24 protein-coding genes are annotated in these 20,542 nt (G+C 70.7%); 4 read left to right on the top strand and 20 right to left on the bottom strand.

Annotated elements, in window-relative coordinates:
• Genes V6U89_RS13330 through arfA form a run of 5 tightly spaced genes read right to left on the bottom strand, consistent with a single transcriptional unit; the run spans position 1 to position 5,698 of the window.
• Positions 1–1,017, bottom strand: a complete 1,017-nt coding sequence (locus V6U89_RS13330; RefSeq protein WP_334571277.1) for a glycoside hydrolase family 43 protein — start codon at positions 1,015–1,017, stop codon at positions 1–3.
• Positions 1,014–1,838, bottom strand: a complete 825-nt coding sequence (locus V6U89_RS13325) for a carbohydrate ABC transporter permease (protein WP_334571276.1) — start codon at positions 1,836–1,838, stop codon at positions 1,014–1,016. Before V6U89_RS13325 ends, V6U89_RS13330 begins: the two co-directional genes overlap by 4 nt.
• Positions 1,839–1,848: 10 nt before the next feature.
• Complete coding sequence (locus V6U89_RS13320; RefSeq protein ID WP_154941731.1) at positions 1,849–2,811, bottom strand: carbohydrate ABC transporter permease; 963 nt, start codon at positions 2,809–2,811, stop codon at positions 1,849–1,851.
• Between the two features lie 6 nt (positions 2,812–2,817).
• Entirely contained in the window at positions 2,818–4,146 is a 1,329-nt protein-coding gene (locus V6U89_RS13315) for an ABC transporter substrate-binding protein (RefSeq protein WP_334571275.1), read from the bottom strand.
• A gap of 40 nt (positions 4,147–4,186) precedes the next feature.
• Positions 4,187–5,698, bottom strand: a complete 1,512-nt coding sequence (gene arfA, locus V6U89_RS13310) for an arabinosylfuranosidase ArfA (protein ID WP_334571274.1) — start codon at positions 5,696–5,698, stop codon at positions 4,187–4,189.
• A gap of 150 nt (positions 5,699–5,848) precedes the next feature.
• Between arfA and V6U89_RS13305 the strand changes: the two genes are divergently transcribed.
• Positions 5,849–6,856 carry a LacI family DNA-binding transcriptional regulator gene (locus V6U89_RS13305; RefSeq protein ID WP_334571272.1) on the top strand — a complete coding sequence of 336 codons (1,008 nt, stop codon included), beginning with the start codon at positions 5,849–5,851 and terminating at the stop codon, positions 6,854–6,856.
• A 114-nt stretch (positions 6,857–6,970) separates the two neighbouring features.
• On the opposite strand, the gene V6U89_RS13300 is transcribed toward V6U89_RS13305, so the two are convergent.
• From V6U89_RS13300 to V6U89_RS13290, 3 genes are read right to left on the bottom strand one after another with little or no spacing between them, the layout of a single operon-like run.
• Entirely contained in the window at positions 6,971–7,696 is a 726-nt protein-coding gene (locus tag V6U89_RS13300; protein ID WP_334571271.1) for a methyltransferase domain-containing protein, read from the bottom strand.
• Positions 7,697–7,754: 58 nt separating this feature from the next.
• Positions 7,755–8,072 (bottom strand): hypothetical protein, encoded by a 318-nt coding sequence (locus V6U89_RS13295; RefSeq protein ID WP_334571270.1) that lies wholly within the window; start codon positions 8,070–8,072, stop codon positions 7,755–7,757.
• A gap of 38 nt (positions 8,073–8,110) precedes the next feature.
• The gene (locus V6U89_RS13290) at positions 8,111–9,748 is read right to left on the bottom strand and encodes an ABC-F family ATP-binding cassette domain-containing protein (RefSeq protein WP_334571269.1); all 1,638 of its coding nucleotides are present in this window, start codon (positions 9,746–9,748) and stop codon (positions 8,111–8,113) included.
• 88 nt (positions 9,749–9,836) lie between these two features.
• On the opposite strand from V6U89_RS13290, the gene V6U89_RS13285 reads away from it, so the two are divergent.
• The 3 genes from V6U89_RS13285 (at position 9,837) to V6U89_RS13275 (ending at position 11,431) form a co-directional block, all read left to right on the top strand.
• On the top strand, positions 9,837–10,607 hold the full coding sequence (locus tag V6U89_RS13285) for an ROK family protein (protein WP_334571268.1): 771 nt from the start codon (positions 9,837–9,839) through the stop codon (positions 10,605–10,607).
• An 89-nt stretch (positions 10,608–10,696) separates the two neighbouring features.
• A complete protein-coding gene (locus V6U89_RS13280) occupies positions 10,697–11,065 on the top strand; it encodes a tetratricopeptide repeat protein (protein ID WP_088960164.1) in 369 nt (122 codons plus the stop codon).
• A 111-nt stretch (positions 11,066–11,176) separates the two neighbouring features.
• A complete protein-coding gene (locus tag V6U89_RS13275) occupies positions 11,177–11,431 on the top strand; it encodes a Smr/MutS family protein (RefSeq protein ID WP_030329768.1) in 255 nt (84 codons plus the stop codon).
• Positions 11,432–11,488: 57 nt separating this feature from the next.
• On the opposite strand, the gene V6U89_RS13270 is transcribed toward V6U89_RS13275, so the two are convergent.
• From V6U89_RS13270 to V6U89_RS13215, 12 genes are all read right to left on the bottom strand, one after another.
• Positions 11,489–12,730: a site-specific integrase gene (locus V6U89_RS13270; RefSeq protein WP_334571266.1), complete on the bottom strand. Its 1,242-nt coding sequence runs from the start codon at positions 12,728–12,730 to the stop codon at positions 11,489–11,491.
• Position 12,731: 1 nt separating this feature from the next.
• A complete protein-coding gene (locus V6U89_RS13265) occupies positions 12,732–12,926 on the bottom strand; it encodes a helix-turn-helix domain-containing protein (RefSeq protein WP_334571265.1) in 195 nt (64 codons plus the stop codon).
• On the bottom strand, positions 12,923–13,126 hold the full coding sequence (locus V6U89_RS13260) for a hypothetical protein (protein ID WP_334571264.1): 204 nt from the start codon (positions 13,124–13,126) through the stop codon (positions 12,923–12,925). The genes V6U89_RS13265 and V6U89_RS13260 overlap by 4 nt, the downstream gene beginning before the upstream one ends.
• Before the next feature lie 90 nt (positions 13,127–13,216).
• Positions 13,217–14,785 (bottom strand): replication initiator, encoded by a 1,569-nt coding sequence (locus V6U89_RS13255; protein ID WP_334571263.1) that lies wholly within the window; start codon positions 14,783–14,785, stop codon positions 13,217–13,219.
• A gap of 20 nt (positions 14,786–14,805) precedes the next feature.
• Positions 14,806–15,699 (bottom strand): hypothetical protein, encoded by an 894-nt coding sequence (locus V6U89_RS13250; protein WP_334571262.1) that lies wholly within the window; start codon positions 15,697–15,699, stop codon positions 14,806–14,808.
• Positions 15,696–16,043: an RRQRL motif-containing zinc-binding protein gene (locus V6U89_RS13245; protein ID WP_334571405.1), complete on the bottom strand. Its 348-nt coding sequence runs from the start codon at positions 16,041–16,043 to the stop codon at positions 15,696–15,698. Before V6U89_RS13245 ends, V6U89_RS13250 begins: the two co-directional genes overlap by 4 nt.
• A gap of 767 nt (positions 16,044–16,810) precedes the next feature.
• Complete coding sequence (locus tag V6U89_RS13240) at positions 16,811–17,233, bottom strand: DUF6197 family protein (protein WP_334571261.1); 423 nt, start codon at positions 17,231–17,233, stop codon at positions 16,811–16,813.
• Positions 17,230–17,748 (bottom strand): DUF6197 family protein, encoded by a 519-nt coding sequence (locus V6U89_RS13235; protein ID WP_334571260.1) that lies wholly within the window; start codon positions 17,746–17,748, stop codon positions 17,230–17,232. The genes V6U89_RS13240 and V6U89_RS13235 overlap by 4 nt, the downstream gene beginning before the upstream one ends.
• Before the next feature lie 90 nt (positions 17,749–17,838).
• Complete coding sequence (locus tag V6U89_RS13230) at positions 17,839–18,024, bottom strand: hypothetical protein (protein WP_334571259.1); 186 nt, start codon at positions 18,022–18,024, stop codon at positions 17,839–17,841.
• On the bottom strand, positions 18,021–18,896 hold the full coding sequence (locus tag V6U89_RS13225; protein ID WP_334571257.1) for an FtsK/SpoIIIE domain-containing protein: 876 nt from the start codon (positions 18,894–18,896) through the stop codon (positions 18,021–18,023). Before V6U89_RS13225 ends, V6U89_RS13230 begins: the two co-directional genes overlap by 4 nt.
• Positions 18,897–18,999: 103 nt before the next feature.
• A complete protein-coding gene (locus tag V6U89_RS13220; protein ID WP_334571256.1) occupies positions 19,000–19,935 on the bottom strand; it encodes a hypothetical protein in 936 nt (311 codons plus the stop codon).
• Between the two features lie 116 nt (positions 19,936–20,051).
• The gene (locus tag V6U89_RS13215) at positions 20,052–20,387 is read right to left on the bottom strand and encodes a hypothetical protein (protein ID WP_179804618.1); all 336 of its coding nucleotides are present in this window, start codon (positions 20,385–20,387) and stop codon (positions 20,052–20,054) included.
• Positions 20,388–20,542 lie beyond the last annotated feature (155 nt).

Genomic DNA, 20,542 nt, shown 5'->3' with positions numbered 1-20,542 from the left:
TCAGGGGCGGGGTTGGGGGGTGGCGGTGGGGCCCTTGACGACGGGTTTGCCGTTCTCCCAGACCACCTCGTCGAGCCAGACCTGGCGGCCGGGGTCGACGCTGCCCTCCTGGCCGGGCGGCCAGGCGTGGTAGACCAGCCAGGTCCGGCCGTCCTTGACCACCATCGAGGCGTGGCCGGGACCCGAGGCGACCTCGTTGGTCTTCAGGATCGGGTTCTCGGCGGCCTTCACGCAGGGGCCGGTCGGGCTCTCGCAGACCGCGTACCCCTCGGCGTAGCTCGCCTTTTCGTACGCGTTGGCGGCGAAGAAGAGGTACAACCGCCCATCCTGCCGGTGGAGGAACGGGCCCTCGATCAGGGTGCCCTCCCACGGCTCGGTCTGCTTCAGCAGCTTCGTCGGCTCGCCGACCAGCTGCAGCCCGTCGTCGGAGAGGCGCTGCGACCAGAGCCAGGTGTCCACCCCGATCGCGTTGCCGTCGTTCTTCCAGAGCAGCCAGAGGCTGCCGTCGGTGTCCCGGAACGGGCTGGCGTCGATCGCCCCGCCCAGCTCGGCCTGGCAGATGAACGGCTCGGTCGAGTCGTCCCGGTACGGCCCCCGCGGACTGCTGGCCACCGCCCGCCCCACGCACTGCCGGCCGGAATCCCGCCCGGCGACGGTGTAGTAGAGCAGGAACCGGTCCGGGGCGAGCTGGATCGCCTCCGGCGCCCAGGTCTTCCCCGGGTCCGCCCAGTCGGGCAGCTCGGGCAGGGCGTCCTCCGCCTCGCTCCAGTCGACCAGGTCGGCCGAGCGCCGCACCGGCACGTTGCGGCCGCCGCTGTTGGTGTGGAACAGCCACCAGGCGTCGCCGGCCCGCATCACCTGCGGGTCGGGGGCGTCGGCGCGTACCACGGGGTTGGTGAACACGCTCGCGTCGTCTCCCGTACTCGATGGGGTTTCTCCACCGCCGCAGCCGGCGACGAGCAGTGCGGCGGCGAGGGCCGCCGCCGCACCGCGTAGCCGGGTGTGCCCGGCGCTCATCCCTTCAGGCCGCTGCGCGAGACGCCCTGGATGATGTGCCGCTGGGCCGCCACGAAGAGGATCAGCACCGGCACGCTGGCCAGCACCGCCCCGGCCATGATCACCGGGTAGTCGCTGACATAGGCGCCCTGGAGCAGGCCCAGGCCGGCCGGCAGGGTCAGCCGCTCCGGGCTGAACAGCACGTAGATCGGCCAGAGGAAGTCGTTCCAGTTGGTCAGGAACGACAGCACCGCCAGGGTGGCCAGGGCCGGCTTGGAGAGCGGCAGCAGCACCTGCGTGAAGATCTGCCAGTGGTTGGCGCCGTCCAGCACCGCCGCCTCCTCCAGCTCGGCGGGGATGCTGAGGAAGAACTGCCGCAGGAAGAACACCCCGAACGCGCTGGCCGCGCCGGGCACGATCACCACGGTCAGGGTGTCCAGCCAGCCGAGCCGGTCGGCGATCACGAAGTTCGGGATGATCAGCGAGGTGGGCGGGATGAACAGGGTTCCCACGATCAGCGCGAAGCTGACCGCCCGGCCGCGGAACCGGAGCCGGGCCAGCGCGTACGCGGCCATCGAGGCGGTCACCAGCACCAGCAGCGCGTGCAGGGTGGCCGCCAGCATGCTGTTGACGAACCAGCGGAGCACCGGGTTCGAGGTGTTGCCGAGGATCTGCTCGTAGCCGTAGGTGGAGAACGGTTGGGGCAGGAAGCTCGGCGGGATCTTCTGCGCGTCGCCGTAGGTCTTCACCGAGGTGATCGCCATCCAGAGCAGCGGGGTCAGGAAGACCAGGGCCAGCAGCACCAGGACCGCGTAGCGCGTGAAGCGGCGGAGAGTCGTCATGGTCGGCCCCTCAGTCTTCCCGGTACCGGAAGAACCGGAAGTTGACGATGCTGATCACCGTGAGCGCCAGCGCGAAGACGATGCTCATCGCCGCGGCCCGGCCCGCGTCGTTGTCCCGCAGACCCTCGTCCACGATCCGCCAGACCACGGTGCGGGTCTGCTGGCCCGGCGCGCCCTGGGTGATCAGGAACGACTGCCCGAAGACGTTCGCCGAGGCGAGGATCGTGGTGGTCAGCACGAAGAGCATGACCGGGCGCAGTCCGGGCAGGGTGACGTTGCGGAACCGGTCCCAGGCGTTCGCCCCGTCCATCCGCGCCGCCTCGTAGAGCTCCGGCGAGATGTCCTGCAGGCCGGCCAGGTAGATCACCGCGTTGAACCCGGAGGTCCACCAGACGGTCACCCCGACCAGCGACACCCAGGCCCACGGCACGTCGGTCACCCACGGGGTGTCCGACGGCAGGCCGACCGCGCCGAGCAGCCGGTTGACCAGGCCCAGGTTGGCGTCGAGCAGGAAGCGCCAGAGCAGGCCGATCACCGCCACCCCGAGCACGTACGGCGCGAAGTAGAGCGCCCGGAAGAACGTCCGCCCCGGGAACGACCGGTTGAGCAGCAGCGCCAGCCCCAGCGGTACGACCACCAGCAGCGGCACCGAGAAGACCGTGAAGATCGCGGTGGCCCGGACGCTGGACCACCAGTCGCCGTAGATGGCGGACTCGCTGTCGAAGAGGTCACGGTAGTTGTCCAGCCCGACGAAGGGCCGGTTGGGCAGTTGGAGGTCCCACTGGTGGACGCTCAGCCAGACGCCGAAGAGGATCGGCAGCAGCCCGAACGCCAGGAAGAGCAGCAGGTACGGCGCGAGGAAGAGGTACGGGGTCGCGCGGCTGCCCCGCTCCGTCGCGCCCCGGCGGTTCTTCCCGCCCGCCGGGGGCGGCGCGTCCTTGCGCGCCGCCCCGACCTCGATCACGTCCGCCACGGGAAATCAGCTCCCGTACTTCTTGCGGTTGTCCTCCAGCTGCTTGGTCGCCTTGGCCGCGCCGTCGTCCAGGGCCTGCTTGGGCGACTTCTTGCCCAGCACGGCCTCGTTGAAGGAGGTGTAGAAGGTGGTGACCACCTCGCCCAGCCCGGGAACGGCCGGCGGGAAGGCCGCGTAGTCCAGCTCCGGGGCGAGCGTCGCGACGTTCGGGATGGCCTTGAAGTCGGCACCCTCCCGGACCTCCTTGCGGGCCGGGACCTGACCGCCCTTCGCCCAGTCCAGCGAGTGCTCGCTGAGCCAGTTGATGAACACCTTCGCGCCGGAGATCTTGTTGTTGTCGGCGCTGCGCTGCTTGACGATGGTGAAGTTGTGCGAGTTCGCCCAGGCGGCCTTCTGGCTGCCGATCTGCGGCAGCTCGGCGACGCCGATCTGCGCGCTCGGGTCCTTGGCGATGTCGTTGATCTGCCAGATGCCGTTGAAGTTGAAGGCGTTCTTGCCGCTCTTGAGGGCGAGGTAGTCGCCGTCCTGGCCGACGTTCGACGGCGAGTGCCCCTGCTTGATCAGGTCGACCAGCCAGGTGCACGCCTCGATCGCCGGGTCGGAGTTGAAGGTCGCCTTGGTGACCTCGGCGTCGAAGAGGGTGCCACCCCACTGGTGCAGCAGCGAGTAGAACGTCATGCCGCCGGTGAACTGGAACGGGCTGATCCAGAAGCCCTGCACGCCGGACTTCTTCAGCTCGGTCAGCGCGGCGGTGAACTCGTCCCGGGTGGTCGGCGGCTTGTTCGGGTCCAGGCCGGCCTTCTGCATGACGGCCTTGTTGTAGTAGAAGCCGAGCGGGTGCATGTCCAGCGGGATCCCGTACCGCTTGTTGTTGTAGAGGCCGCCCTTCCAGACGGTCGGCGCGAAGTCGCTCTCGCTGAGCTCCAGCGCCTTGGCCACGTCGTCCAGCTCGGTGATCACGCCGCGGGCGGCGAAGGTGGCCAGCTGGTCCATGTGCATGACCGCGATGTCCGGGCCGGAGCCGCTGGAGACCGCACCGGGGAGCTTGCTGTAGTAGTCGTCCCACCGGTACGTGTTCACCGCGATCGCGATGTTCTGGTGCTCGGAGTTGAACTGCTCGACGAGCTTCTTGAAGATGTCGCCGTCGCCGCCGGTGAAGCCGTTCCACAGGTTCAGCGAGACCTTGGGGCCGGTGTACTCCTTGCCACCGTTGCCGGTCGCGGTCGACTTGCTGGCGCTGCCGCCGCCGCAACCGGCGAGGGTGAGCGACGCGGCCGCGCCGAGACCCACGCCGAGACCGAGCAGCCGCCGCCGGCTCATTTCGTTCTGCATCATCCGGGTTTCTCCTTGGGGGACGGGGTGAAGTATTCCCTGGTCAGGACTGCGACGCGAAACGCAGCACGTTCCAGGAGACCGCCGGCAGGCGTACGGTGCAGCGACCGCCGTCGGGGGTGGGGGTGGGCAGTGCGCGAGGCGTCACCCGGTCGGGCTCGGCCTCGGTGTTGATCGCCTCCGGGTCGTCCCCGGCGGCGAGACTCAGGTGCTCGACCCCGCGCAGGCCGGGCAGGCCGCGCAGGTCCAGGTCGAGCGGGAGGTCGTCGGAGCCCCGGTTGACCGCGAAGACGGTCAGCTCGCCGGACTCCTCGTCGTGCACCGCCACCGTGTCCAGCACCGGCACCGCGCCGAACCGCTTCGTCTCGTAGTCCGGCGAGACCGGCTCGGTGCGCAGCACGGTGCCCCGGGCGTAGCGGGCGGTGAGGGCGAACGGGTGGAAGATGCTCTGCCGCCAGGCCGGCCCGCCGGTGCGGGTGCGGATCGGGGCGATCACGTTGGCCAGCTGCGCCTGGCAGGCGACGCCGACCCGGTCGGCGTGCCGGAGCAGGGTGATCAGCAGGTCACCGACGACCACCGCGTCGACCGCGGTGAAGTCGTCCTCGATCAGTGCGGGCGCCTCGACCCAGCCGCGCCGGTCGAGGTCGTCCTTGAGACGGGACTCGTACCAGACGTTCCACTCGTCGAAGGAGACCTTGAGCTTGCGCCGGTGCCGCTGCTTGGCGGCCACGTGGTCGGCGGTGGCGACCACCTCGCGGATGAAGTTGTCCATGTCCACCGCCGAGGCCAGGATGCTGGCCCGGTCGCCGTCGGACGGGTCGTAGTAGGTGTGCGCGGAGATGTAGTCGACGTGCTCGTAGGTGTGCTCCAGCACCGTCGCCTCCCAGGAGGCGTAGGTGGGCATCCGCCGGTTGGAGCTGCCGCAGGCGACCAGGCTGATCGAGGGGTCGATCATCTTCATCGCCCGGGCGGTCTCGGCGGCGAGCCGGCCGTACTCGTCGGCGGTCTTGTGGCCGACCTGCCAGGGGCCGTCCAGTTCGTTGCCGAGGCACCAGAGCCGCACCCCGTACGGCTCCTCGGCGCCGTGCTTGCGGCGCAGGTCCGACAGCTGGGTGCCGCCCGGGTGGTTGGCGTACTCCAGCAGGTCGCAGGCCTCCTGCACGCCCCGGGTGCCCAGGTTGACCGCCATCATCGGCTCGACGTCGGCCTCGGCGGCCCAGGTCATGAACTCGTCCAGCCCGAAGGCGTTGGTCTCGATGGTCTTCCAGGCCAGGTCGAGCCGGCGCGGGCGGTCGCCGACCGGGCCGACGCCGTCCTCCCAGCGGTACCCGGAGACGAAGTTGCCGCCGGGGTAGCGGACCACGGAGACGCCCAGCTCACGGGTGAGCGAGAGCACGTCGCCGCGGAGGCCGCGCGAGTCGGCGGTGGGGTGGCCGGGCTCGTAGACCCCGCCGTAGACGCAGCGCCCCATGTGCTCGACGAAGGAGCCGAAGAGCCGCCGGTCAGCGGGGCCGATCGCGAAGGCGGGGTCGATGGTGAGCTGCGCGGTCCGCAAGGGGGGTGCCACCTTTCCTGTTGCCGGTTCCGGGTGACCGCGGTCACCCGGTATCCATGGTTTCTACAACGTTGTAAGCAACGTTGTAAAGGGGCTGTAATGCGGTCGTGACACGGTAAGGTTCGGGCAGCGACTCGGGGAGGAAGTCCAGTGCGGCACAGGCTCAAGGACGTGGCCGAGCGGGCCGGCGTGTCGGTCAAGACGGTCTCGAACGTGGTCAACGGCTACCTGCACGTCCGGCCGGACACCCGGGCCCGGGTCGAGGAGGCGATCGCCGAGCTGAACTACCGGCCCAACCTCTCCGCCCGCAATCTGCGCAAGGGGCGTACCGGGGTGATCGCACTGGCCGTGCCGGAGCTGGACATCCCGTACTTCGCCGAACTTGCCCGGCACGTCGTCACCGCCGCCGCGGAGCGCGGCTGGACGGTGCTGATCGACCAGACCGGCGGCGGGGCCGAGCGCGAGCGGGTCGCCGCCGCCGGCATCGGCGACCACATGATCGACGGTCTGATCCTCAGCCCGCTGGCGCTCACCGCCGAGGACCTCGCCGGCCTGGACGGCACGCCGATGGTGCTGCTCGGCGAGCGGGTGGACCACGGCCCGGCCGACCACGTCGGCATCGACAACGTGGCCGCCGCCCGGGAGATCACCGCCCACCTCGTCGGCCTCGGTCGCCGCCGGATCGCCGCCGTCGGGTCGCAGCGCACCCCCGAGGGCGCCAGCGCCCGGCTCCGCCTCGCCGGCTACGCCGCCGCGCTCGCCGACGCCGGCATCGCCTACGACGAGGCCCTGGTGGCGCCCGCGCCGGCCTGGCACCGCGCGGACGGCGCCGCCGCCGTCCGCCACCTGCTCGCCACCGGGGTACGCCCCGACGCCGTCTTCTGCTTCAACGACACCCTCGCCCTCGGTGCCCTACGCGCCCTGCACGAGGCCGGCCTGCGGGTGCCCGAGGACGTCGCGGTGGCCGGCTTCGACGACATCGAGGACGGCCGGTTCAGCGTGCCCACCCTGACCACCATCGCCCCCGACAAGGAGCGCATCGGCCGCCTGGCCGTCGAGATGCTCGCCGCCCGCGTCGACGGCGACCGGGAAACCCCACCCCGCGACCTCACCGCCCCCTACCGCCTGACCCCCCGCGAAAGCACCCACCCCCACTGACCCCACCCCCCGCTGGCCCTCGTTGATCATGAAGTTGTTGCCCGCCCCGTCGGCGTGGCGCGGCAACAACTTCATGATCGACGGGCGTGGAGCGGAGTCAGGCGTGGAGCGGGGTCAGGCGAAGAAGCGGGCCAGGTGGGAGGGGGAGGGTGGGGGGTCGGTAGCGGGGAGGGGGGTGAGGTCGGCGAAGATCGAGGCGCCGTCGCAGCCGGCGTGCAGGGGGTACCAGCGCGGGGTGCCCGGCGGGCGCTGCCCGCAGATGCCCTTGATCGTCTGTACGTCGAGCAGGCGTACGTGGGTCGGGTCGGCCACCGCGTTGACGTGCCCCCACCAGGGGCTCATCACGTGCAGCACGCCGCCCGGACGCAGTACCCGATGGCACTCGTCCACCAGCGGCAGGAAGTCGATCAGGTGCTCCAGGATGTGCACCGCGAAGAAGACGTCGACCGAGTCGTCGGCCAGCGGCAGCGAGCCGGACAGGTCCGCCACGGCGTCCACCCCGTGCGCCGGGAAGATGTCCAGTCCCAGGTTGGTCGGGTACTGCTTCTGGCCACCGCAGCCCAGGTCCACCACCACCGGCTCCCGGCCGCCCACGCCGACCCGGCACCACACGCCGTAGACCCCGGCCAGCCGGCCGACCAGGTCACGGACCATCCGCAGCTCGGCCGGCTCGGCCACCGCACCGGTCAGGTGGGCGACCCCCCGGTCGAACCGCACCTCCACGTCGAGCGCCCGCAGCCGTTCGTCGTGGCGGACCTGGTCCGCCCAGGCCTCGGCGAGGAATCCGTCGATCGCCCGCAGCCGCTCGGCCGAGGGCGGCGTCTGAGCCAGCGCGACCATGGCCACCTCCCGCCGGCCGTTACCCGCATCGCCGCCCGGTATGCGTGGCCCGCCCGGTTCAGCCGGAAATGGTGCGCCGGGCGGGCCGGCCGCCGCCCCGCATCCGCTGGCGTGGCGCCGCGCTCGCCTTCGGCCGCTTGAGGTGGTAGCGGTGCAGCTCGTTGTTGCCGGGCAGCGACGGGTCCTCGCTCATCGCCACCAGCTCCCAGCCCTGGTCGCCGGCCCGGTTCAGGTGGGCAAGCGCGGTGTCGCCGTACGGCGTGACGTCGACCATCGAGCCGTCCGGGCCGTACCAGACGAAGACGACCTCCCAGCCGATGTCGTTGGTGGCCGCCTGGCGTCGCCGCACCAGCAGCGCGTACTCCCACTTGAGCATGGGCTCATTCTCACCCGCCGCACCCCGGTCGGCACGGATCAATCCTCGGCGATCCGCCCGGCGTCCACCCGCAGCCGCCGGTTGACGCTGACCGCGTCCAGCATTCGCCGGTCGTGGGTCACCAGCAGCAGCGTCCCCGGGTAGTTGGCCAGCGCCGACTCCAGCTGCTCGATCGCCGGCAGGTCCAGGTGGTTGGTCGGCTCGTCGAGCACCAGCAGGTTGACCCCGCGCCCCTGCAACAGCGCCAGCGCCGCCCGGGTCCGCTCGCCGGGGGAGAGGGTCGCCGCCGGCCGGAGCACGTGCTCCGCGCGCAGGCCGAACTTGGCCAGCAGCGTCCGCACGTCCGCCGGGGCCAGCTCGGGTACGGCGGCGCCGAACGCGTCCACCAGGGGCTGGTCGCCGAGGAATAGCCCCCGGGCCTGGTCGACCTCGCCGACCACCACGCCCGGGCCGAGCGCGGCGTGCCCGGCGTCCAGCGGCAGCCGGCCCAGCAGCGCGGCGAGCAGGGTGCTCTTGCCGGAGCCGTTCGCCCCGGTGATCGCCACCCGGTCCGCCCAGTCGATCTGCAGATCCACCGGGCCGAGGGTGAAGCCGCCCCGGCGGACCACGGCGCCGCGCAGCGAGGCCACCACCGCGCCGGCGCGGGGCGCGGCGGCGATCTCCATCCGCAGGTCCCACTCCTTGCGCGGCTCCTCGACCGCATCGAGGCGCTCGATCAGCCGCTCGGTCTGCTTCGCCTTCGCCGCCTGCTTCTCGGTCGCCTCGGCCCGGAACTTGCGGCCGATCTTGTCGTTGTCGGTGGCCTTGCGTCGGGCGTTCTTCACGCCCTTCTCCATCCAGGCGCGCTGGGTGCGGGCCCGGGCCTCCAGCGCCGCGCGGGTGTCGGCGTACTCCTCGTAGTCGGCGCGGGCGTGCCGGCGGGCCACCTCCCGCTCCTCCAGGTACGCCGCGTACCCGCCGCCGTAGTGCCGGACCTGCTGCTGGATGAGGTCCAGCTCCAGCACCCGGGTCACCGTCCGGGTCAGGAACTCGCGGTCGTGGCTGACCAGCACCGTGCCGGCGCGCAGCCCGGTGACGAACCGCTCCAGCCGTTCCAGACCGGCCAGGTCCAGGTCGTTGGTGGGCTCGTCGAGCAGGAAGACGTCGTACCGGCTGAGCAGCAGCGACGCCAGCCCGGCCCGGGCCGCCTGGCCGCCGGAGAGGGCGGTCATCGGGTGGTCCAGGTCGACGGTCAGCCCCAGCTCCGCGGCCACCTGCTCCGCGCGCTCCTCCAGGTCCGCGCCGCCGAGACCGAGCCACCGCTCCAGCGCGTCCGCGTACGCGTCGTCCGCGCCGGGCCCGCCCGCGGTCAGCGCCTCGGTGGCCGCGTCCAGGGCGGCCTGCGCCGCGGTGACCCCGGTACGCCGGGCCAGGAAGTCGCGGACCGCCTCGCCCGACCGGCGCTCGGGCTCCTGCGGCAGGTAGCCGACGGTGGCGGTGGGCGGGTTCAGCGACACGCTGCCCAGCTCCACCGGCAGCAGCCCGGCCAGGGTGCGCAGCAGGGTGGACTTGCCGGCCCCGTTGACCCCGACCAGCCCGATCACGTCGCCGGGGGCGACCACCAGCTCCAGGTCGGAGAAGAGCAGCCGGTCACCGTGCCCGGCGGCGAGGTCCTTGACGATCAGCGTGGCGCTCATGAGGAACCGAGCGTACCGTCGCCGCCGCGGGCGCCGGATCGGGCGACCCGCGGTACGCGGGCCCGGGACGCGAGGCAGACTCACTCCCGTGGTGACCACACTGGCGATCGACTGCGGCGGTGGCGGGATCAAGGCGAGCGTGCTGGATGCCGCCGGCACGATGCGCGCCCGGCCGCTGCGGGTGCCCACGCCGTACCCCCTGCCGCCGGCGCTCTTCGTCAAGACGCTGGTGGAACTCGGCGCCCGGCTGCCCGCGGCGGACCGGGTGACCGTCGGGATGCCCGGCATGATCCGGCACGGCGTGGTGGTGGCCACCCCGCACTACGTGACCCGTTCCGGGCCGCGCAGCCGGGTCGACCCCGACCTGGTCGCCGAGTGGTCCGGGTACGACGTCCGCAGCGCGCTCAGCGACGCCTTCGGGGTGCCGGCGCTGGTGCTCAACGACGCCGAGGTGCACGGGGCCGGGGTGGTCGCCGGGACCGGCTGCGAGCTGGTGCTGACCCTCGGCACCGGGCTGGGCAGCGCGCTCTTCGACGGCGGGCTGCTCGCCCCGCACCTGGAGCTGTCGCACGCGCCGGTGCGCTGGGGCACCACCTACGACACGTACGTCGGGGAGCCGGAGCGGCGCCGGCTAGGCGACGCGTTCTGGTCCCGGCGGATCCGGCAGGTGGTGGAGGGACTGCGGCCGGTGTTCCGCTGGGACCGGCTCTACCTGGGCGGGGGCAACTCCCGGCTGATCCGGCCGGAGCAGCTGGCCAGAATGGGCGAGGATGTCGTGGTCGTCCCGAACACTGCCGGGATCGTGGGCGGTGTCCGGGCCTGGGAGCTGGTCGACGGCCGGTACGACCCGGCCCCCTGATCGCGATTCCGGCCAGGAACACTCGCGGCGCGGCCCGTGTTGTGCCAGCGTCGGACCAGAGGCGGCTCGACAGGAGGAGGTGGGTCGGGATGGATCTTCTGGCGGAGTACCGGCGGGCGACCATGTTCTTCGAAGCGGGTGACCCGACCGGAGCGGCCCGGCTGCTGGAGCCGATCGTGGAGGCCGAGCCCGGCAACTCCTCGGTACGCCAGCTGCTGGCCCGCGCGTACTTCCAGTCGGCCCAGCTCAACCGGGCCGAGGAGCAGCTGCGCGAGCTGGTCGAGCGGGACCCGAGCGACCACTACGCGCACCACGTGCTGGGCCGCACCCTGGAGCGGCTGAACCGGCACGCGGACGCGCTGCGGCACCTGCGGATCGCCGCGGCGATGCACTCGACCAACGACGACTACACGACCGCGCTGCGCCGGGTGGAGACCCGGGTCGGGCTCGGTCGCTGACGCACGTCCCTCGGGGCGGTCCTGCGGGGCCGCCCCGACGCGTGTCCGCAGGCCGGCCGCGGGCCCGCCTACGATTGGGCGCATGGGAGCTGACCTGGCGGTGGGCGCGGCATGAAGCTGAAGCTGGACCTGCACGAGATCTTCAACAAGGGCCACGACATCGACCGGGCGCTGCGCGGGATCATGGACGAGGCGGTGGCGAAGAAGGCCACCCTCGTCGAGATCATCCCCGGCAAGGGCTCCGGGCAGCTCAAGAAGCGGGTGCTGCGGTTCCTCGACCAGAAGGACGTCAAGCAGCTCTACCACCGGGTCGAGAAGGACTCGAAGAACTTCGGCCGGCTCTTCGTACATTTCCGCTGGAAGTAGCGACGACATGCGCCCTGACCTGCACCGCAAGGGCACTTTCGGGGGCCTGACCCATGATCATGCCGTTTCCAGGCCGTCGCCGGTATCCGAGTTGCGGTCGGGGGTTGTGCTCGCACCGAAGGCCTTGTCGATGGCGCGGCGGGTGCGTTCCTCACTCGCAGGCAACAGGTGGGTGTAGATCCGCAAGGTGAAGCCGGGGTCGGAGTGCCCGAGGTAGGCCGCCAGAGCCTTGATGCTCTCTCCGGCGTCCAGGAGCACCGAGGCGTAGGTGTGCCGGAGCACGTGCATCCCGTTGCGCCTGTCCTCGGCGATTCCAGTTGCGCGGATCGCGGGCTTCCAGATGCCGTGGTTGAACATCGAGCGAGACAGCGGCGTTCCGTCAGGAGTGCTCAGATACAGCTCGACGGTCCTCGGTTCGCCGGTCGAGGTGCCCCACGGCAGGGTCACCGCCACGGGCGGGCAGTCCTCGGTGTGTCGCTTCAACCGAGCGGCCACCGAGCCGGGTAGCGGAACCTCCCGAACTTTGCCGCCCTTCGGTGGCGCGAAGATCAGCGTCTTGCGAACCAGCTTGATTTGCCGGGTGACGTGGAGAACGGGCCGACCGGGGTCCAGGTCCTCGGGACTCACCGCGAATATCTCGCCCTGCCTCAGACCACACCCCGCGCCCAGGTCCACCGCGACCCGGTATCGAGGCTTGGTGTTCTCGCGGAACGCGGCCAGTAGGGCAACCGACCACGGCACCACCTTGGTGGGAAGGGCTTTCGGACGGCGGATGCTTTTGACCGCGAACGGGTTACTGACGATCTTTTTGTCATCGACAGCAGCGTTGAAAATCATCGAGACATCGGTGAAGAGGACCCGGCGGTAGCTCGCTGCCAATCCCGACTCTTGCAGCCTGCGTGCCCAATCCCGGATAGTCGCCGGCTGAATTGCCGTGAGCGGCTTGTGACCGAACACGGGGTAGACGTGCAACCGCAGCTCGTACTCGATGCGGTCGCGGGTTAGTTCGTCGGTGGTTGCCGCCGCGAGCCATTCGTCGGCGTACTGCTTGAAGGTGACCCGTCCGGCGTCAGGATCGACGTACGAGCCTTTGAGGATGTCCGCCTGAACCTGGGCGAGGAATGCTTGCGCCTCGCGCTTCTTCTTGTCGGGGAATGACTGCGACTTCTCTTTGCCGTCCGGGGCGATGTACCGGACGCGGTAACGCAGACCCTGGCCGCACTCTGGTCGGGGTACCTGCTGTGACTTGCCGTCCGGTCCGATGACCGTGCGGTACCAGCGGTCTTGAACATGTGCCATGTCAGGCCGCCTTCGACTGGTCAGCGAACCAGGCGCGCACCGCGTCGGGGTCGTAGCGCAGGTGGCGGCCGACGCGGGCGGCGGGCGGGCCGTACTTGCGCTTGCGCCACTGATAGAGCGTCTGGACGGGGACCCGCAGGTAGGCCGATACGTCTTCGATCTCCCAGAGGGGGTCAGGGGCAGCAGGTGCGGTCATCGTGGCTCCTTTCGCGTGATCGTGATGTAGGCGCGGCTTTCGCCGCTGTAGCCGGCGGGGCGGGTGCTGGTGCGGCAGGTGACCCGCTCGCGGCCGTAGTGCGCGGTGAGCTGGGCCGCGATGGTGGCGGCGTGGGCGGTGATGGTGGCGGTCGGGCCGATGAGCCGGACCGCGACCAGGGGGCGTGGACGTGTGGGCATGGCTCTCCTTCCGGGTGGGGTGGGGGGTGGTGCTTTCGCTGTGGAGTTGTCAAGGAACAGGAGGGAGGGACGGGTTTTGACACGTACGTGTCAAGCGGCGTTGGGCTGGCCCGTGCGGTGGGCGGCCAGCTCGTCGGCCAGGGCGTCGAGTCCGGCTTGGTGTCGGGCGCGGGCCATGGCGGCGGCGGTGTTGGCGAGCAGGGCGTCTCCGGTCGTGATCCAGCCGGTGGCCTGGTATCCGAGTTCGTAAATCACGCGCTCGGTCTGCTCGTCGTCCCAGGTGTGGGGGTGGCCTTCGGTGCGCCGCCAGATGGTGCGCTGCAAGCGCAGGAAGCCGAGGGTCACGGAGAACGCGCGGCTCTTGGTGGCGATGTGCCCGCCGTAGCCGAACTGGTGCGCCCAGCGGCGAAGGCGGGTGTAGTCGGGGTGCTCCCCGAGGTCCCAGCAGGCGCGGATGAGCCGGCCGAGGTGAGTCCCGGGATCTCCGTGGACCTCAACGGAGAGGTCGTCGACGCGGCGCAGGCTCAGGCCGGTTACCTCGGTGCTCTTGGTGACGTACTTGGCGATGTAGCCGGTGATCTGCGCGAGGTTCACCTCACCGCCGGGGGCGTTGACGTGCTTGAGGTCCAGGCCCTTGTCACCCCACGCGATGCGCCAGCCCTGCCCACCGTTGGCCGGGTGCGGCGCAGAGGTGTAGGCCGTCTTGACGAAAGCAGTCCGGACGGCAGCCTCGAACATGTCTCGGCTGATCGCGCGCGGCGGGGGGACGATAGCTTCGGGGCAGTCGGGGTTGTAGCCGTCGAGACGGATGAGTGCGTGGTAGTGGATGACGCCGCGTACCTGGAATTCGTAGACCTTGATGTAGCGGCGGCGTAGGTCGACGCCGTGGGTGCGGCCGAGGCGGCGTAGCTCGCGGTCGACTTGTTGGATGGTGCGGCGCCACAGCTCGGGTGCTTCGTGGTTCCAGACGACCTGGCCGGCGTGGTCGTAGCAGTCCAGGCACAGTGGCTGCCCGAGGTGGCCGTCGCCGGCCTTGTGGCGTTGGCCGCAGCGCAGGTCCACGCCGTGGGGGCAGACGCGGCCGAACGGGTGGCAGACGGAGGCGCGGCAGGTGCAGCCGTCTTTCTTGCGGCAGTCCGCGGCGTGGACCTTCACCACCCGGTGGTGCACCGGCCCGAACGAGGGGGCGGTGGCGGTGAGGAAGATGGCGATGTGCTCGTGCAGCGGCGGTAGTCCCCACCGGTCGCCCTGTAGCCCGGCCTTGATGAGGTGGAAGGTGTCGCGGCGGTACAGCTCGGCGCAGGACGGGCAGACGGAGGCGCGGCGGTTGCCGCAGGGGGTGTAGATCGCGCCGTCGGGCATGTCGGCGGTGTCGATGGTGGCCATGCGGTTGCCGTCGGCGTCGTTGACGTGGATTTGCCCGGCGAGCCGGATGGGGTGCTTGCACGCCGAGGCCGCGCGGACGTGGCCGAGCCATTCGGGGTAGTCGGGGTCTTGGGCGCGGGCGCGGCCGGAGGCGACGGTGCGGGGGTCGTGGCCGCGTACCCACCCGTCGGCGGTCAGGTCGCGGGGGCCGGTGGTGGGCGCGGCCCAGGGCCAGTAGCCGCCGGTGGTTTCGGCGCATGCTCCCGTGCCCGAAACCGTGGTGGTTTCGGGCACGAGAGGCAACGTCGAGGACGTCACGCGGTGGCTCCCACAGCGGTGCCGTTGTGGGTCTTGTCGTTGGTGCTCGGGTTGTGGAGGGCCGTCAGGATGTCGGCGGCCGTGTGAGTGGGCACGCGCAGTCGCACGGCGAGCTGACCGGCGGTGATGGGCTCACCGTGGGCCTTCTCGTGAGCCGTGGCGACGATGCGAGCGTTGGGCAGCAGTGCCAGCGCGGAGCCGGTCATGCCAGCCGGAGCCGCGACGGGTGCCGGAGTCGGGTCCTTCTCGGCGGTGTCCGGGGTGCGCTCGACCGTCATCGAGGTGTCGGTGTCCTCGCCAGAGGTGGGCGGGTTGATGGGTTGCAGGGCAGGTGCGGCGATCGGTTCGGGCGTGGGGTCGGTGGCCGGGGTCGCGGCGGCCGGGCGGACCGTCGGCGAGGCGGGGATGTCAGATGACGACGCCTCGGCGAGGGTGGCCGGCGCAGGTGCCGGGACAGAAGCAGCGGGCCGGGTGGTGCGCTTTCCGGTGGCGAGTAGAGCGGCGGTGGCCATGAGCATCAGGCCGTCGACGGCGAGGGGACCGAACCAGACGACGAGGGTTTCCTCGTTGTAGTGGTCGAGCAGTCCGGACAGGTGCCGGTAGGACACGAACGCGGCGACCAGGGCGACGGGCGGCAGCCCGACCCAGCGCAGCACGTTCCAACCCCAGCCCGAAGGCCACGGGGTACGGGCAAGGATTTCGATGGCGATGAACAGGAACAGCGGCCACACGATCGAGGAGATGACCGCGCCGGGCTCAGGGCTCCAATCGGCCGGTGCCCCGTCGGGGGCGATGAACGAGTGAGCGATGTTCGCGGCGACGGACACCAGTCCGCCGAGGACCAGGCCGAGGTACGACCAGCCGCGCGAGGGCCGAGAGGTCGTGGTCATGAGGTCACCTCAGAGGTGCAGTCGAGGCATGAGCCGGTGCGACGGGGGATGTAGTAGGGCTTGACCTGGCCGCAGTCGGGGCAGGTACGCCGCGCGGTAAGCGCCTTGTCGATGGCCGCCCTCTGGGCGAGGGTGGCGGTCCGCTTGGGTACCGCCAGGTCGAGACGGAACAGGTAGGCCACGCGCTTACCGCGCCGCCAGAGGATCTGCGCGGCGGGTTCCTGACCGCCGGGCCGCAGCTTGCGGGCGCGCAGCTGGCGACGGGTCAGCAGCCCATCGGGGGCGAACTTGAACGGGTAGGTCGGCAGGCCGAAGCGCTCGCCGGTCGGGTCGTAGAACACCATCGGGTCCTCCGAGTCGTCGTCGGCCTGGTCGTGGTCGCCGCCAGCGGCGGTGCCGGTGGCGAAGGTGGGGTGTTCGTAGGTGTCGCGGTCGATGTCCTCGGGCAGGAACGCCGCCGCGCAGACGGCGCAGACGATCGGCCCCTCTTCGAAGGCGGCGGTGGAGATGCGCAGCTTGCGGGGGCACTCGCACTCGCACGAGACGCCGTTGTTGTTGTTCGTGCGGGTCTTGGCCTCCCCTGTCGGTTCGGGGTGGCGGTAGAAGCGCAGCGCCTCACCGAGATCGGTGATGACCGAGCGGTAGCGGGCGCGGGTGAGGTCGGTCAGGGTGCAGGGCGAGTAGCCGAGCTTGTCGTCCTTGGTCGTGGACATGCCGAGTTCGGCGGCCAGGGTCGAGAACTTCTTGTTGTGCCAGCGGCCCTGCCGCGAGGTGTCCTGGATGCCACGGGCGTCGGCCAGGGCGTGGGTCGCTTCGTGCAGCAGGGTGGTGAACACGGCTTCCGGCTCACGGGCCAGGCCCTCACCGGAGATCAGGATTTCGGGGAGCTGGTTGTCGCCGGCCTGCCAGCGCAGCGCGGCGAAGTGGCCCCACTTCATGCCCTGGTTGGCCTTGGTGGGTGAGCCCGAGCCGACGACGAGGACGGCGGCCGGGATTTCGGGGTGCCGGTCGCGGATCGCGGCCCAGGCGGATTCAAGAGCGCCGACGAGCGCGGCGGTGGAGACGGAGTCTTGACACGTACGTGTCACGTCGGTGATGTGGGCGGCGGTGCTCATGCGGCCCTCCGGATGGTGTGCTTGCGGTAGGCGATGGCGGCGGCGCACAGCGCCTCGATGACGTCGCCCGGCGTGCGGCCGGGGGCGGTCTCCCAGGCGAAGACCGGGGCGTGCTGACCGGCGTGGCCGACGGCGATGAGGTAGGTGTTGCACCACTCGACGGCGGCGCTGTAGGTGTGCAGGTCGGCGTCGGTGACGCCGGTGAGGTACCAGCGGGGCTGGCCGAACACGGCGACCCGGATCGCGCCGAGGATCGACGCCGGGTAGGTGCCGGTGCGGTGGCAGGCGCACGTGGCGGTACAGCCGTCGTGCGCGTCATAGAGGCCGGTCGGGGTCCAGCCGTAGCGGCCCAGGTAGAGGGCAGCGCGGTCGAGGATGGCGTGGACGTTGCCGGTCGGCAGCGCGGCGACGGTGCTCATCGGGCACCGAGCCAGGCGAGGAAACCCTCACGGGTGGGCAGCGTGTCGTTGGCCAACGCGCTTTCCGCGTAGCTTTCGAGCTGGTCCTCGGTGGCGTGGCTCCAGTCGTAGTCGTCGGCGGCGGCCCGCAGGGTCGCGATGACCTGCTCGGCCGTTTGGGCGGGCCGGTCGTTCCAGGTGAAGGGACAGGTCGGGTCGCCGTCACCGCTGGTCCAGGACGAGGGCTCGTCGATGCTGAGGAAGTCGGACAGCGCGTCGATGGCGCGGGAGTATTCGCGCAACGCGCTGGCGTTCTTGACCTCGTGCGGAACTGGCATCCGGTGGCCGTGGGTGGCCATGCCGATCGCGGCGGACACGCAGGCGGGCGGGAACGGGTTGTCGTCCGTCGGGGGGTAGTAGGTGCCCTGGTTCCAGCCGTGAACTTCCAGGTAGCGGGCGGCGCAGCGCAGGATGTCGGCCGGGGTCAGGTCGGCCAGCGCGCCGGGGGTGTGGATCGGTTTTTGGGTAGGGTTCATGGCGGCCACGTCCTTTCGTGGGCGTTGGTCGGTGGCCGGCAGATCGGGGCTGCTTTCTCAGGGCTGTGTCCCGGTCTGTCGGCCGTTCCTCTATCGGTGGTGCAGGTGGAGCCTGAGGAACACCCGCTGGCGGCCGTCGTCGGTGGCAGCGGGAGCGGAGCGGAAGACGAGCGCGCCCGCGTGGCGGGCGATGGCGGTCAGTGCGGCGATGTCCTCGCCGGTGCCGATGAGCACCAGGTCCAGGACCCGCGTCGGAGTCGCGGCGGTGGTGCTCATGCGGCGGCCTTGATGTCGGTGGTGGCGAGGCCGCTGCTGCGGCGGGTCCAGGCGGCGTAGTCCGCGACGCGGATGATGTCGGCGTCGGTCATGTAGGCAGCCTTGACCAGGGCAGGGATACCGCCTTCGGCGATCAGGAGTCCGGCGCCTTGGTTGTTGGGGTCGATGGTGTTGGAGGAGAAGCCGCGGGCGGCCCAGCCGTGCCCGAGCACGATGTCGCTCGACACGTCGGTGGTGCAGCGGCCGGCGAAGCGCCAGGCGAAGATGTCCCGTAGCGAGGTCGGGATGATGTCCGATGAGGGCCGCTGCGTGGCGGCGGCCACGATGATGCCGACCGCGCGGCCCCGGGCCACGATGTCGCGTAGCAGCGCGTGGAACAGCTCCTGGTCCTTCTTGTCCCCGACGGTGGCGGAGAAGTAGGCGATCTCATCGCAGGCCACGAGGATCTGACCGAACAGGTCGTTCGGGCCGATCTTGCGGCGACGACGGGCCTTCAAAAAGGTGTAGCGGTTGTCCATCACGGTCTGCACCCGGCGCAGCGTGCGGTTGGCGTGGTTGAGGTCCGGGCCGACGAACACGTCGCAGGCGTCCTCCCACAGCCCGAGTTCGACCTGCTTGCCGTCGAGCAGGCAAAGCCGCACGTCCGGGCACAAGGCCGCGTGACCAACGATCGTGTTCAACAGGCTGGACTTGCCCGCGCCGGGCTCACCGCCGATGAGGATGTTCCGGTAGATCATCGGCAGGTAGACGGCCTGGCCGAACTCATCGATGCCGAGGAAAACCGGATCGAAGATGGACAGGCCCGTGCCAACCGGGACCGTCTCCGGCGCGTCCGGCTGCGTGGGCAGTTCGATGGTGTCCGTGAGATCCATGGAAGGCTCCCGGGGTCGGTTGACACGTACGTGTCAAGAGGGCAGGGGAGGGAGGGGCGCGGACGCTTGACCCGTCAGGGGTGCTCGGTCCGCGCCATCCCGGTCAGGCGTAGTCGGAGGGGTCGAACCCGTCGCTCGGGCTCGTGGTGGTGGTGGGGTTGCGCGGTTTGCGCGGCCGGGGGGTGTCGGCCGGTGCGGTGACCGGCTCGTCCGGCACGTCGGGCAGGTCGAGGCCGACAGGCGGCATGCCCGGGGAGGTGGGCGCGTTGGCCGGCACGTCGGTGGGGACGTAGTCCGGCAGCGGGGACACGATGGTGTGCGCGAGAGGTTCGCGGCGGGTGATGTCCAGGCGGATCAGCGCCGCGTAGCGGCGGGAGGCGCGCATGACGCGGACCTCGTTGGCCCAGCACGCCACGGCGAGCTTCTGCACCTGGCCCTCCTGCTCCAAATCGCGCAGCGAGAGGCCCGGACGCAGCCACACCCAGACCCGTTCACCGGCCGGGGTCGGCTTCGCGGGCAGGATCAGCGGCAGCGAACCGGAACGGTTGGTAGCGATGAACGCGGCGAAGCACAGCCGCAGCCGGTGCCGCACGACCAGGCACCAGGTCCACGCCATGACACGGCGGCGGATCGGCCCGACAGCGGCGGGAACGCCGACGACCAGGGCAACGACGAGCAGCGAACCCCACAGCGGGGTCGACTGCATCAGCGCGGTCCAGCCGTAGACGGCGGCCAGGCCGAGCCCGATTTCCGGCAGCCAGTGCCAGAAGACGCGCAGGACCGGCCACGCCACGATCAGCGCGAACACCACCGCGCCGCAGGCAGCGCCGATGAGGCCGCCGAGCATGGCACCGAGGATCGGGTGCAGGTAGTGCGAGGCCACCGTGGCGGCCAGCAGGCCCACGACGCCGAGGGTGACCCAGAACGCGATGATGGCCCGGCGACGATGCGAGCGGGCTACCGGCGCTTCGATGACGGTGACGTTGTTGCCCCCACGGTTCGACCAGCCGAACGGGGACCTCTGGCTAGACTTGGACACGACAAGTCCTCCCTAGGTAGGGACCTTGTTGGACAGGACGCGGGGTCGCAGACGACGCCAATCAACGGCGACCCCGTGTCCACCTCTTCGTTCTTGTGGAGCCGAGGAACCGTCCGCTAGGCGGCGGCGGTGTCCAGCGCCCGCAGACCAGCGGCCCGGAACGCCACACCCGAGCGGACCTTGCCGTCCCGGTCGTTGACCCAGGGCAGCGCCTCCAGGTCCACCGGAACCACCGGCTGACGAACGGTCACCGGCGGCATGGTCGGGCTGACCACGGTCACGTTGATGACCTCGCCGGAGTTCTCCGACAGCGCGTACAGGTGCACCGTCCACATCGGGTGCTTGGTCTCCCGGTCGAACTTCTGCTGACCGTTCTGGTCAAGCTTCGGCACCGGGTTCACCGACACCTCGTACGACACCCGCGAGGTGTCCAGCAGCAGACGTCCCGCCATGACTGACTCCTTCTCAACTGGGGCTTTGCCCTCCTTGGGCTAGTGCCCGATATCGATGAAGCTAACAGTTGGTAGGTCAACAGGTCAACTGTTAGGAACGAAGATCTTGGCTAGGTTTGCGGAGGGTAGCCGTGACCTGGCTCTTCGCCGCTCGG

It is taken from the genome of Micromonospora sp. CPCC 206171 (assembly GCF_036906755.1).
Lineage (GTDB): Bacteria > Actinomycetota > Actinomycetes > Mycobacteriales > Micromonosporaceae > Micromonospora > Micromonospora purpureochromogenes.
This window is presented reverse-complemented; position numbering and strand designations above follow the sequence as displayed.